Raw genomic sequence first — 13,622 nt, 5'->3', positions numbered from 1 at the left:
GCCGTTTTGTAAACTGGAAAATGGGCGGGGAGCAGCCCCGCCCATCCAGTGTGTGTCACTTATGTCCGGGCTTTGCTTTCGGTGCTTTAGCCGACGGCCTTTGGATATTTGCCGTCCATTTTGTAGTAGCCGGTATCGACAAGCTCTTTCTGGAGATTGTCGATCGTCACGACAGTCGGAACCAGGAGATATGAGGGGATGATGCCGGTGTTATTGTCATAAGTCTTCGTATCAAAGGTACAGGAGAACTTCCACCCGGATTTGTCGATCAGTGCCCCGTCGGGTTTCTCGCCCTTCAGCATCGCTATGCCGAGGTCTACAGTGACGACGGCTTCGTTGGCCACGGCTTTGTAAACCGTCATGGACTGCTTGCCGTCGATAATGTTGGCGAGGTTGGCTTCGTCGCCGTCCTGGCCGGTGATGACGACAGTATTTTTGCCTTTGTAATCCGACTGGATGGCCTGCGTCACGCCGAGAGACGTCGAGTCGTTGGAGCACAAGGCGACGTCAAGCTGCGTACCGCTCGAATAGAAGGACGCGAGGATATTCTGGAAACGGTTCATGGCCGTCGCGGTGGTCCACTTTGGGGTGGCAACCTGATCAAACGCGATCTGCCCTGAGGGGACCTTCAGGATGCCGGCGTCGAGGAACGGCTTGAGAACATCGTAGGCGCCCTGATAGAAGAACCGCGCGTTGTTGTCGGCCGGATCGCCGGCAGTGAACTCGATATTATAGGTCTTGGATTTGTCGTTGACATCCAGCTTCAGCGTGTCAACAACATACTGGCCCTGAAGCTTGCCGACAGTGTAGTTGTCGAAAGAGACATAATAAGCAACGGCGCTGGTGTCCATGATGAGGCGGTCATAGGCGATGGCGGGAATCTTGGCGTCGACGGCGTCTTTCAGGACGGTGGACAGGCCCTGGCTGTCAATGGCGGCGATGACCAGAAGATCCACTTTGTCGGCGATCATGTTCTCGATGTCGTTGACCTGCTTGGTCGCATCGTTGTCGGAGTATGTAAGCTCCACCGTGTAGCCTTGGGCTTCAAACTGCTTTTTCAGAAATGCGCCGTCGCGGTTCCACCGCTCCAGGGACTTGGTCGGCATGGCGACGCCGATCTTTCCCCCGGCTGCGGGTGCGGATGGCGATGCGGCGTCCGAGGCGGGAGCGGAGGATGTGGGCGCGGCGGAAGACGCCGAAGGAGAAGCCGAGGAAGTCTCTGTGCTGCAGGCCACCAGGGCTGCCGCCAAAACAAGTGCCAATAATAGCGCCAGAACTTTTTTCATTTTTTGTCCTCCTTAATATAATGATCTGCCCTTTTTTGTACTCCTTACATAAAAAACTTTTGCAAAATTATTTTACTTAAGTTTATGGCATAATAATACAATTCCGTTGCGGAGAAGTCAACGGAATTTTGACATAATTGCTATTTTTAGGAAACCATACAAATCCGCGCCGCTTTTTTGGTTGTTCGGGACGAATTTCTTAACAAACGCCTTCAGCTCAGGACTTTAATCAGTTAGTACAGCAATTCAAAGCGTATTTGCCGTGAAATTTGTCAAAAAAGCTGTCACAGCAAACTTTTTTGTTTTTTTCTTGCCAATTGACAATGATCGGCAGGGCGGCTACAATGAGGAATGATTTATAAAGTTCTTTTGCAAAAGTAAGAGGTATAAGAAATGACAAAACTGGCCGAAACGATCACGGAGCGCCGCCGGCAGACGCGCAACAGCATCTATCAATATATGTTCTTTTCGGACACGCCTCACTCCAAACAGGAAATCGCGTCCGATTTATCGCTCAGCATGCCGACGGTCCATCAAAACCTGACCGAGCTCATCGAGGCCGGCCTGGTTCGCCGCGACGGTACGCAGCAGTCCACGGGCGGGCGCCGGGCGATGCGGCTGACAATCGCCGAAAACGCACATTTTGCCATCGGCATCTCCGTCACGGAAACCGGCCTTCGCTTTCTTGCGGCAAATCTTCGGATGCAGGAGATTGCTTACAAAAGAACACAGGGGCTGCCAATCAACGAAATAGACGATCTTGGCAGGCTGTTGGCCGATGAGCTGGAGAAGTTCCTGGATGAATTCGGCCTTAACAGAAACAAGCTGCTGGGCGTCGGCATCGCCATCCCCGCCGTTATTAATGTGGAAAGAAACGAAATTGCCCTGGCGCCCACGCTGCACCTCAAAGATATCAGCCTGGATAAAATCACAAAGTACCTGCCGTATTCGTATTATATTTCAAACGATGCGACGTCGGGCGGTTACGCCGAATGGTTTACACAGACCGCGCAGAGCTGCATGGCCTATCTTTTCCTGGAGATTGGCGTCGGAGGCGCCGTGCTGTTAAACGGCGCGCCTTATGAAGGCCAAAACAGGCGCAGCGGCGAATTTGGCCACATGTGCGTCGAGCCAAACGGCCTGCCATGCAAATGCGGTAAACGCGGCTGTTTGGAGGCCTACTGCTCCACCGCGCGCATCAGCGACAACCTGGGAATAACTCTTGAAGACTTTTTTGAAGGGCTCGAGCTGCAAAACCCCGTTTACGGGGCTTTATGGCAGGACGTTCTGCAGCATCTCGCCATCGGTATCAACAATATCCGCATGGCGCTGGATTGCGACGTTGTCCTCGGCGGCTATCTGACACAGTTTATAGAGCCTTACCTCCCGGAGATTCGCCGCCTTGCCGCAGCGCTCAATACGTTTGAAAACAAGGCCGATTACATCAGGCTATGCCGTTACCCCATGCGCGCCAGTATGCTGGGTGTGGCCCTGCATTTTATCAGAGAGTTCATGGAGAATATTTAATAAAAACAACGCAAATCGGATTGAGTAGCTGGCAAAATATATATTGAATTTAAATTCAATATAATATCAGCTGGAATATTATTAAAACGCTCGTTAGCTCAGAGATCTTAAATGTTACCAAAAAAGTACCGGAAACTCTGAGTTTCCGGTACTTTTTAATGAACCTAAACGGAATTAAGCTTTTAACATCTTGAACGCCTTTTGCCCATATATTCGTCCGCGGTCAGTCCGCCGCCGGATGGACCAGGTCGCTTACCTCCAGCATATTTTCCCAGTACCTCTTGGGCATATGGGTCATCCGGCAGCGTGGATTTTCCCGGCCCTCGATGGCGATGGTGTTATAAAATTGTTTCCACAGCGCCTGGTACCGCGCCTCCCTTTCTGAAATCTCGGGAACTGTTACATGGTCAATCCGGAGAATTTCCGCCTTGCCATTCTGGTAAACGAGCGCCGCCTTATTGGTTTTGTCGAAGATCATGAACTGCTCGTTATGATATCTCAGGACGAAATGCCGCGCGATAAACGGCAGAATATAGTTTTTCGGTGTGATCACGGCGGCCAGTGCGCCGCCGACGTCGGCGAAGCGGACAAACCCTTTCAGGAGATGCGCCTCGCCTAAAAGGTGCTTTTCCGCGCTCAGAAGCGGCGCCATCACGGCGTCCCCCAGCCTGAAGCATAATTTTCCGCCCTCCCGGTATCCCCGCAGAAGAAATTCCAGGAGCCGCAGTTCCTTCTGCGCAAGGCAGCTGCAAAATACCGTCGTCACCAGCTCCAGCGCACGAGCGGAGATTTTCAAAGGGATCGAGGCGCGTACCCGCTCCGCCTTCGTAAGGTCCGTCACAACAGGACAAACCTCCATGAGCGTCAGCGGCGAATCCTCTTCGCGCAGGATATCAACCGGGACCTCGCCGGCGTAAACGCTTTCAAACACACAGCATAAAAAACCGTCAAAGCTCCCGTCGTAGGTATAAATGACGTCGGCGGGAACAGCTAAAGGCTTGATGCCAGGCATAAAACCGTCTCCTCTACTGCCTCTGCCATGCTTTTCACATCCCGGGCCGTCGGCAGCGGCCGGAGCCCCGGCGTCTCCTCAAAGAGGGAGAGCTGCTCCATTCCGAAAGAATAGACCTTCGGGTCAATCAGCGCCCGGACGGTCGTCTCCCTGTCCGGCCGCGCGCTTGTGGGCCAGTCGGAGGTCCTGATAAAATACTGCGCCCGCTTCAAAACCACCCCGATATTCTTAAGCTCCGAGAGACCAAGCCGTCCGTTCCGGCGCGCGGCCACAATGCGCCGCGCGCTTGTCGGCCCGATACCGGGAACGCGGAGCAGCTCCTCCAGTGCCGCGGTGTTCACATCCACGGGGAACTGCTGCATATGCCCCACCGCCCAGTTGCACTTTGGATCGAGATAAGGGTTGAAATTCGGCGTCTCGGGACTCAGGATCTCCTCTGCCCCGAAGCCGTACTGGCGCATCAGCCAGTCCGCCTGATAAAGCCGGTGCTCGCGCAGAAGCGGCGGCTTGACGTCGAGCGCAGGCAGGAGAGCATCCTCCACCGCGGGGATATACGCCGAGTAAAAGACGCGCTTCAGCGCATATTTACCGTACATCGCCTGGGCGAGCGTGATGATCTGGTAATCCGTCTCCGGGCTTGCGCCGATGATCATCTGCGTGGCCTGCCCGGCCGGCGCGAACTTCTCCGCCTTTTTATAGACGGCCAGCTCCTGCCGGTTCTGCCCGGCCTCCTGGCAAATCTGCTTCATGGGCGAAAAGATGGCCTCCCGCTTTTTATGAGGCGCGAGCCGGCGCAGGCTCTGCTCGCTCGGCAGCTCCACATTGATGCTGAGCCGGTCGGCCAAAAGGCCCAGGCGGCGCACAAGCTCCGGCGACGCGCCGGGAATGGTCTTCGCGTGGATATAGCCCCAAAAATTATGGCGGTAGCGCAGAAGCTGCAGCGCTCCGATCATCTGTTCCATCGTGTAATCCGGGCTGCGGACAACGCCGCTGGACAGGAACAGGCCCTCGATATAGTTGCGCCTGTAGAATTCGATCGTCAGCTCGGCGAGCTCTTCCGGCGTGAAGGCCGTCCGGCGGCAGTCATTGCTCGCCCGGTTCACGCAGTACTTGCAGTCGTAAATGCACTGGTTCGTCATCAGTACCTTCAGCAGGCTGATACACCGGCCGTCGGCGGAAAACGAGTGACAGCATCCGGCCGTAACGGTTTTCCCGGGGCGATCCGCGCCGGACGAGGTGCAGGCCGCGTCATATTTGGCGCTGTCCGCGAGAATCGTCAGTTTTTCCATTAAATCCATCGGCCCCTCCCGTCACCACGCCGCAGTGGTTTTCACAACCCGGCCGAAAATCATGAGCCGCTCCAATTCACTCCCCCGGAGCGTGACGGTTTCATACGCGTCATTAAATGGGACAAGCGTGACCGCCCCGTCCGAACAGTAATATTTTTTCAGCGTGGCTTCGCCGTCGCCGTAGATGACAACGCCGAGATCGCCGTTTTGCAGATCGGACTGGAGCCGCACGAGGGCCAGGTCGCCCTCGCGGATATACGGAGCCATGGAGTCGCCTTTAACAACCAGGTACCGGTATTCCGACCCGTTCTTCACCTCGGCCAGCGCGCTGCCCAAATCCTCTTCAAGTGCCAGAGCGTCATACCCGGCCCTGACGGTGCCGATAATCCGCACGCTTGAAACCGGCCCGACGGCGCGGAACGTCTCCGTCATATCCAGCAGATAATCCGTCGTCACGCCAAAAAATCCCGCAATACGGGAAATTGTCTCCGGCTCCGGCAGCGCGCGCCCCGCCTCCCACTTTGCAATCGTCTGCTGTGTGACGCCAAACCGGCGCGCCAGCTCCTCTTGCGTCAGCCTATTTTCTTTTCGCAGCTGTTTCAGCTTTTTTGACAGCATTGTTCTCACCCTTTATAGAGATAATACAACCAGTAGTTGTATTTGTAAAGGGCTTTTTAAATGCTCCGCTATAATAAAAAAGCTTATATGACACTCCCGGTATGGGCAATATCTGCTATTTTTTCACAGAAATAATTGTATTGCCCTGATACATAATAAAGCTAAGGAAGTGTAAAAAATGAAAATTATCGCTGCTTTTTTGGTCCTGAGCTTGCTCAATCTTCCGGCTTCATTCAGCAGACTTATTACAACACCGGAAAATGAAATAACTGCATTGCAAGCCGCGGCGGAAAGTACCGATTCCGCAGCATTCTCAGCGGAACTGGAAAGACTGGACAACACCAAAAAAGGTTGGGGACAAGGAAAACAGGTCGACGACGTCAATCGCCCCGTATCATGTACGGAGTTTCAAAATAAATACGGAAAGTACGATGCCATATTTATAAAAGATAACGCAAAGCAGATCTATCTCACTTTTGATGAAGGATATGAAAACGGATATACTTCAAAAATACTGGACGTATTGAAAGAAAAGAACGTAACAGCTGTATTTTTCGTCACTTACGATTATGCCAAAAGGAATCCGGAGCTGGTGCAGCGCATGATCGGCGAAGGGCATGTTGTCGGCAATCACAGCTATACGCATCCGTCCATGCCGACCTTGAGCCTTGCAAAAGCGTCGGATGAAATTACGGCCTTGCATAACTACGTCAAGGAAAATTTTAATTACACCATGACATTATTCAGGCCGCCGATGGGAGAGTTCTCCGAAAGAACGCTTGCCTTAACGCAAAGCCTCGGATATAAATCCGTTTTTTGGAGCTTTGCATATGTGGACTGGGATACGAGCAAACAGATGGGCTCCGATAAAGCATATACCAAAGTAGTAGGCGGTCTGCATAACGGCGCCGTTTACCTTCTTCACGCCGTTTCAAAAGACAACGCGGAAATCCTGGGCTCGTTTATTGATGAAGCCGGGAAAAAAGGTTATGTGTTCGCAAAATTGTCTTAAGAATACCCCTTGATATATCAAAGCTTCAGCGTATCGAAAAAGTCCAGCACAGCTGGGCTTTTTTGTTGCACTCCGAATGGCAAAAAAGTTTTGGGCAATACCGTTCGGTTAAAAATAGCTACCGTTCGGTTCTTTTATGTTTACAATAAGTCCTATTTTTTGCTATTTTTTACTCAGGGGTAATCGAAAACTTTTTGTCAGGCGAACATGTCGGCCCAGTGTAGTTAAACGCTGGCGAGTTCTGAATAGTAAAGAAGGGATCGATCTTATGAGTAAACCTTTTATTCATCTTATGAAAACAATCAACGGATTCTACTTTTTCGATGTCAACAAAAACGAGATCGTGAGCATCAAAGAAAATGTATTCAACGCCTTGGAAGCTGTCATGAACTCGAAAGAGCTTTCGAAGGATGATTATCGTGAAATGGACGAGCTTCAGCCGCTTCTGTCGCTGGGTTATCTGTCGGATAAACGGGTTGAGGAAATCAAACATCCTTATTCTGACGACATCGAATACTTTTTAGGCAGAAATCTCGAAAAAATCACATTGCAGTTGACCCAGAACTGTAATTTGAGATGCTCTTATTGTACATATTCGGAATCGAATAACTCGAAACAAAGGAAGCATTCTCCCAAGAAAATGACCTTTGACGTGGCTAAGCGGGCCGTCGACTTTCTTGCAAAGCATTCCATAGACAGTGAGAGGGTCAATATCGGCTTTTACGGCGGCGAACCGCTCCTGCGGTTTGATTTGCTGAAGCAGGTGGTCGAATACGCTAAAGAAGTGCTGCTCGGCAAAAAGTATAGCTTCAGTATCACGACAAACGGCACGCTGCTTACGGACGAGTTTGCAGAATTTCTTATTGAAAACGATTTCGGAGTAACGGTCAGCTTAGACGGGCCGAAAGAAATCCATGACAAAAACAGGAGATTCCGAGGAAGCGGAGAGGGCTCGTTTGATACGATTCTGTCAAACCTCAATAATCTGTATCAAAAGTATCCGACGTTCCTGTCTTCCCTGCTCATAAGTCTCGTAATGGACCCACAGAATGACTTTGACACCATTAATTCATTATTTCTCGAAAATGATCTGTTGCAAAACACTCATATCATCTCGTCGATCATTGACGACACCTATTGTGAAAACAAGAATTTCTACTCCAGCCAATTTGTTGAAAAGCACTCGTATGAAATATTCCTGGCATTCCTGGATATGTCGGGCATGGTCTGCGGCCTGAAAACTCTGCCGATCGCAATAGAACATCTCAACAAGTATCTTAAGTTCAACGGATCGCTTGTCAAAACGCTGCATCTGCCGGATAGTGCCGCCCCTGGCGGACCGTGCATACCGGGAAAACCGAGATTGTTCGTCGATACGGACGGGAATTTTTACCCCTGCGAACGTGTCAGCGAGGCCTCTCAAGTTATGAAGATCGGGAACGTGTACATCGGATTTGATTTTGACAAGTGCCGCAGGCTCTTGAATGTCGCGCAAATTACCGAGTCCTCCTGCAGAGACTGCTGGGTATTTAACGGCTGCTCTCTCTGCGCCAAATTTGCGGATGACGGCGAATCTCTTTCGGCACCTATGAAAGCCTCCCATTGTCAGAATGCCAGGAACAATTATGAGGACAAGCTGCTTTACCAGATATTCCTTGACGAGAAGAAAAAATGCTATTGATTCAGAAGGGGTGCCATATGGAAAAAGAAAAAATCATCGTTTATCCTTGTTCAAGAGAATTTCTTCCCGTGCTGAGCGCCATCATTGAGTATAGCGATACATATGAAGTCATTTCCGTCGTCACACCGAAGGCCTGGCTGGAGGAGGGCGCCGACGCGGGTACGCTTGACCGCAGGGGGCCTATCGGAATCTCCGTAACGAACGATTTCTACGCGAAATTACAGGAGTGTGATACCGTCGTCATTCCGGACTCTGAAAACGCCGGCCTGCTTGCCGATGATATCGCGCAGAAAATGAACGATACCCTTGATCATCAGAAAAACATTATCTGCTGTATCCCGCTCGACCCCGCCATGGCCGAGCGGTTGCAGAAAAGAGCCGACAAACAAAATACCTACTTTTTATATTGCCGTAGCGAGACGACAGGCTTCAGCTTTTCAAACCGCCTGTATAAACCGTATACGCCGGTTGTCTGTGTCGGTGACATGCTGACGGGGCTGAACGCGTTCGACATCCTGGTCAATTTGCATGAGCAGATGAAACAAAACGGCTTTCGGCCTCTTTCAATCTCTGCGAATGTAAACTCGGGAATTCTGGGCCATCACTTTTTACCGGACTTTTTGCAAAAGCCGGGCTTATCCGAAGAACGTAAAATATTTGGCTTCAGCCATTATATTGAGAGGCTTGAGGAAGAATACAGGCCCGATATCCTTCTCGTTCAGATCCCACAGGGCATGCTCAAATACAGCAACCGCATACCGAACGGGTTCGGCATCCGTGCTTTCCTGATGGCACAGGCATTGTTTCCCGATTATTTCATCTTATGCATCCCATTCGAGGACTACAAAGGGGACTGCTTCGGCCCGCTGAGCGACAACTTCAAGCATAGATTCGGGTATACCATTGATGCCGTCGCACTGTCCAATGCAAGAATAAACTACAGCGCCTCAAATCTTCAAAGGAGAATTGAACTCAATTACGTAAACCAGGAAGAGGTAAAGAAGAAGGCCGAGGAGCTCAAGCGCGATTCCGAGGTTCCCGTTTTCTGCTTCTCTGAGAAGGAAGCCATGGCCGAAGCGCTGCTTCGTACGCTGGAGTCCTACAGCGAAATTGCCGCGTTGAATGAACCTGATGAATAAGACAGGGAGGATCGATATGGAACTAAATAAAATTCAACACGTCGTGGCCGAACTGGTCGGAAGAATTAAAGGAAGTCCGCAAGCCAATCTGGATTACGACGAGAACCTGACGGGACCGGTTGTCCGCTTCACACCTCTGGATTTTGTGTACCTGTATTGTGAGTTGAAGAAAAGCTTCCGCATCGAATTCGACGCGGCGGATCTGGAGGGTTACGGTTTTAACAGCATCCGAAAAATATCGGATCGCATCGCCCATAAAGCCGGATAATAAGAATAAGTACATATAGGTTGCGATACCGGCGCCTTATCGTTTTATAAATACTTATGAAGGGAGAATATCCATGAAAACTTTAGGTAAAAAGCTTATTAATACCGAAAATACTATTGAGGCCTTCGCCGCCGCTTGTTTGCCGTGTATTTGTGACTACTGCGGCTGTGCTCCGGATGAACCTGCTGGTCCGGGTGCTATAAGTGGACTTTCAAGCAATTCTAGCTATTATCATACTTCAACAGGCCTGTAAGGGGTAAGATACATTCCCCGGGTGTGCGGCGGTTTAACTCGATTCTGCCGGTATCGTCTATATGTACTATTCACCCCCGGCACACCCGGGGGTCCCCCTTATGAGGCAAAATTATGAAAAGAAAACTAACGTTGCTTCTTTCCGGCACGAAGTCCGTCTTTTCCACTTTCGCATACTGTTTCAAGCTTTCCGTAAAATCCTCAGTCTCTTATACCCTGCTCCGGATCGCCTCGCAGTTCGTCTCCGGTTTCAGCGGTATCATCACGGCCTATTTTGGAAAGCTTATTATTGATATTTTGTCTGGAAGTCTGCAAATATCAAATCGCGTACAATACGTCATATTCATTCTCGCGCTCTCCAGCGGGATCGGGATCGCCGTCCTTGTGCTTGGTAAAATCAACGATTACGTGACCGGTATACACAACGAGGCCCTGACGCAATACCTGAATATCGACATCATCGGCAGGTCGGTCGAAGCCGATCTGGCCTTGTTTGATTCGCCGGAATATTACAACCAACTGGAGATGGCGAAGAGAAGCGTTTTATCCGTGATCAGCGTCCTCTGGAGCGGGCTTTCCTGCGTCAGCGCCGTCATCACGCTGCTCAGCGCGCTCCTCATCATTGGTAAGGTCAGTATCCCGCTGACGGTCCTGCTTGTGGCCGTCAGTCTGCCGTCGGCAATCCTGAACCAATCTTATACCAAAAAGCTGTATCAATGGAATCTGACGCACGTCAAGGAAGAGCGGCAGATGAACTATCTGTCTTTTATCATGACCGATAAGAAGTACGCTCAAGAACTCCGGCTTTTCAATATCGGAGATTTTCTGAAAGAGAAATTTAAAGCTATCTGGGGTCCTTATTTTGCGAAAAAGAAGAAGCTGACAAAAAAGAGGGCCCTTCTGGTGACCCTCTTGTCTGTCTTTCCCCAGCTTTGTATCCTCGGTATCCTCACTGTACTCTCCCTGAGGATTATGAGCGGTAATAACACCATCGGAGATTATTCGCTGTACTCGGGGCTTCTGGCACAGTTCCTGAGCAGCCTGATGGCCGCGCTGACTTCGATCATCAATATATACGATCAAAAGCTTCGGATTCACTCGTTTGAAGAGTTTGAAGCTATACCGAATACTGTTGCGAACACGGGCACGGAAAAGCTGAGCGAGATCACAAGCATTGAATTTGATGATGTTTCTTTCCGGTACCCAGGTACGGAAAAAGAGGTACTGAAGCACATTTCCTTTTCCGTAAATGCTCATGAGAAAGTCTGTCTGGTCGGCCTCAACGGCGCGGGAAAATCAACCGTCATCAAGCTCCTGCTTCGTTTTTATGACGCGGAGTCCGGCAATATCCGCATCAACGGCGTCGATATTAAAAACTACGAAATTACCAGCCTGCGGAAGGCGTTCAGCTGTCTTTTTCAGCAGAGCCCCAATTATGCATTTACATTAAGAGAGAACATTACAATATCCGATATATTTAAAAACGCCGATGAAAATGACGTGCTCGACGCGCTTTACAACAGCAGCGCCTCCGATATCCTTGGTCAGATGGCCGACGGATTGGACAGTTACCTGTCGAGAGCTTATGAAGAAAACGGCACGGAATTATCAGGTGGACAGCATCAGAAAATCGCTCTGGCGCGTACTTTTTTCCGCAACAGCTCGGTTTTGATCCTCGACGAACCCTCCGCGTCGCTGGACCCCGAGTCTGAATACAAGGTTTTCTGTTCCCTGGAAAAGCTGAGCCGCGGCAAAACGGCGATTTTCACGTCGCACCGTTTGTCGAACACGATTATTGCCGACAAAATCATCGTCGTAGAAAACGGGACGGTCATCGAGCAGGGGACGCACGACGAGCTGATGGAAAAGGCCAGCAGGTATGCCACCTTTTTTACATATCAGGCCGACCGTTATATTCGGAAGAAAGCCGGTCAGTAAGGGATTCTTATTTCGATGATTAACAACGGTGTGGATGGGGGCTGCTTTCCATCGCCAAGCTGGAAAACGAAACCATATCCTACATCTACGCGGGGGCAGTAACAACCATCGTTTTACAACTATACCTTTTCGCAACAAATACTGGCCAAATCTCCCATTTTATACTATAATAAACCGTGGTGTTTCCGTGATCATATGGCAGATTTCTGACAAAACATCTGGCAGAACCGGATGAACATGATGATAAGCCTACTTGTCATCTGAGCCGTTTCTATTGCTTAATAAACACAGGGGGATTGACGATGTCGGTCATCAAACGAAGCTTTCTGTACATAACCCGCAAGCGCGGCCGGAGCATCCTGCTGCTTGTCATCATGTTCGTGGCGGCGGTTCTCGCGATGCTTGGTCTCGCCGTCAAGTCCAGCGCGGACAGACAGGCAGACGCCGTCCGTAGGAGTCTGGGGGGCAGTTTCGCCATTAACCAAATCGAAGATATGCCGAGCGATAAGGCTCATGGTATCAGCACGGATCTGGCAAGCCAGATCCTGAAGCTGGACCATATTACAGGCTATTATACGGATATGGTGGCTCCCTTAATATACGTCGATGCGCAGCTAAGCCCCGGTGCATTTGCGGATGAATACAAGGGGTATCAGGAACACCCTGAATATTATTCTAATATACCTTTTAATCTTGACCAGGTCACAACTTGTATGCATATCCCATATATGCGTTACTGCAATAACAGCGGGCTCCATGAGTTCTTCAGAAACGGTGCCTTCACACTTATTCAGGGGCGTCATCTCCGAGATGGCGACGTCAATAAAGCCGTAATATCCACCAATGTGGCCCGTAGGAACAACTTGTCCGTCGGAAATACGATCACTCTCGAAAACAGGGAAGCGTTTTGCGCTGCTCCCTCAGGGGACTTTAAAAAAATTGTCGGAGAGCCGATCAGGCTGGAGATCGTGGGCCTGTTCGATATCAACTTCTCGCAGGAACTGTCGTTTGTAGGGGATAAAAGCAGCAATTATGCTATCTTAACGCCGGAGTACGAAATTACCGATAATATGATCTTCAGTGATCTGTCGACAGGGCTTCAGACCAAAAATATCGTCCGGACATATCGGAAAGATAACGGTTTAGAGGAGAGGCGTGATACGGGACCGAACCTTAATAGTGCCACGTTCTTTGTGGACAACCCGGAAAATCTTGAGGCCACCATCGCGGAGGTCAAATCGGTTAAGGGAATCGATTGGAATTATTTCACGATCAAGGCGGACGATTCGACGTACAAGACCGCCGTTAGGCCGCTGACGCAGCTCGGCACCATCTCGGGGGTCCTCATCGCCATCGCCGTCGTCGGCTGCGTGGCAGTCCTGGGGCTCACTCTGAACATGTGGTCGAAGAGCCGGAAGCGCGAAATGGGTATTCTGATGTCGCTGGGCGAGAGCAAGCGGAAGCTTGTGCTGCAGCAGCTCTATGAGAGCCTGACGCTGGCCGTCGTTGCGCTTATCCTCGCCGCCGCCGTTACCGCCGCCCTGGCGGGCCCCGTCGGAAGCATGGCCAACCGGCTCGCGTCTCCCAAGGAGACGGGGAG

12 protein-coding genes are annotated in these 13,622 nt (G+C 50.6%); 8 read left to right on the top strand and 4 right to left on the bottom strand.

Annotated elements, in window-relative coordinates:
• Nucleotides 1-86 precede the first annotated feature (86 nt).
• The gene (locus BUB60_RS18205; protein WP_073082670.1) at nt 87-1,286 is read right to left on the bottom strand and encodes a substrate-binding domain-containing protein; all 1,200 of its coding nucleotides are present in this window, start codon (nt 1,284-1,286) and stop codon (nt 87-89) included.
• Between the two features lie 393 nt (nt 1,287-1,679).
• Between BUB60_RS18205 and BUB60_RS18200 the strand changes: the two genes are divergently transcribed.
• Entirely contained in the window at nt 1,680-2,813 is a 1,134-nt protein-coding gene (locus BUB60_RS18200) for an ROK family transcriptional regulator (protein ID WP_073082667.1), read from the top strand.
• A 223-nt stretch (nt 2,814-3,036) separates the two neighbouring features.
• Here BUB60_RS18200 and BUB60_RS18195 read toward each other — a convergent pair whose 3' ends face one another.
• The 3 genes from BUB60_RS18195 to BUB60_RS18185 are packed head-to-tail and all read right to left on the bottom strand — an operon-like array spanning nt 3,037 to nt 5,732.
• A complete protein-coding gene (locus BUB60_RS18195; RefSeq protein ID WP_073082663.1) occupies nt 3,037-3,825 on the bottom strand; it encodes a TIGR03915 family putative DNA repair protein in 789 nt (262 codons plus the stop codon).
• A complete protein-coding gene (locus BUB60_RS18190; protein ID WP_073082659.1) occupies nt 3,804-5,123 on the bottom strand; it encodes a putative DNA modification/repair radical SAM protein in 1,320 nt (439 codons plus the stop codon). The genes BUB60_RS18195 and BUB60_RS18190 overlap by 22 nt, the downstream gene beginning before the upstream one ends.
• Before the next feature lie 12 nt (nt 5,124-5,135).
• Nucleotides 5,136-5,732 (bottom strand): LexA family protein, encoded by a 597-nt coding sequence (locus BUB60_RS18185; RefSeq protein ID WP_073082656.1) that lies wholly within the window; start codon nt 5,730-5,732, stop codon nt 5,136-5,138.
• A gap of 178 nt (nt 5,733-5,910) precedes the next feature.
• Here BUB60_RS18185 and BUB60_RS18180 point away from each other — a divergent pair, with 178 nt between their 5' ends.
• The 7 genes from BUB60_RS18180 to BUB60_RS18150 form a co-directional block, all read left to right on the top strand.
• The gene (locus BUB60_RS18180; protein WP_073082653.1) at nt 5,911-6,744 is read left to right on the top strand and encodes a delta-lactam-biosynthetic de-N-acetylase; all 834 of its coding nucleotides are present in this window, start codon (nt 5,911-5,913) and stop codon (nt 6,742-6,744) included.
• 268 nt (nt 6,745-7,012) lie between these two features.
• Nucleotides 7,013-8,425 carry a Cys-rich peptide radical SAM maturase CcpM gene (ccpM, locus tag BUB60_RS18175; RefSeq protein ID WP_073082630.1) on the top strand — a complete coding sequence of 471 codons (1,413 nt, stop codon included), beginning with the start codon at nt 7,013-7,015 and terminating at the stop codon, nt 8,423-8,425.
• A 17-nt stretch (nt 8,426-8,442) separates the two neighbouring features.
• On the top strand, nt 8,443-9,564 hold the full coding sequence (locus BUB60_RS18170; RefSeq protein WP_073082625.1) for a TIGR04066 family peptide maturation system protein: 1,122 nt from the start codon (nt 8,443-8,445) through the stop codon (nt 9,562-9,564).
• A gap of 16 nt (nt 9,565-9,580) precedes the next feature.
• On the top strand, nt 9,581-9,832 hold the full coding sequence (locus tag BUB60_RS18165; RefSeq protein ID WP_073082621.1) for a hypothetical protein: 252 nt from the start codon (nt 9,581-9,583) through the stop codon (nt 9,830-9,832).
• Nucleotides 9,833-9,905: 73 nt separating this feature from the next.
• The gene (locus BUB60_RS18160) at nt 9,906-10,085 is read left to right on the top strand and encodes a CLI_3235 family bacteriocin precursor (RefSeq protein ID WP_073082617.1); all 180 of its coding nucleotides are present in this window, start codon (nt 9,906-9,908) and stop codon (nt 10,083-10,085) included.
• Nucleotides 10,086-10,198: 113 nt separating this feature from the next.
• Nucleotides 10,199-12,022: an ABC transporter ATP-binding protein gene (locus BUB60_RS18155; protein WP_073082613.1), complete on the top strand. Its 1,824-nt coding sequence runs from the start codon at nt 10,199-10,201 to the stop codon at nt 12,020-12,022.
• A gap of 302 nt (nt 12,023-12,324) precedes the next feature.
• A partial coding sequence (locus tag BUB60_RS18150; RefSeq protein WP_073082609.1) for an ABC transporter permease occupies nt 12,325-13,622 on the top strand: 1,298 nt, incomplete at its 3' end.

Origin of the sequence: Sporobacter termitidis DSM 10068 (assembly GCF_900130065.1) — a bacterium.
In the GTDB taxonomy this organism is placed as follows: domain Bacteria; phylum Bacillota; class Clostridia; order Oscillospirales; family Oscillospiraceae; genus Sporobacter; species Sporobacter termitidis.
Note: the sequence above shows the minus strand (reverse complement) of the source record. Positions and strands in the feature narration are given on the sequence as shown.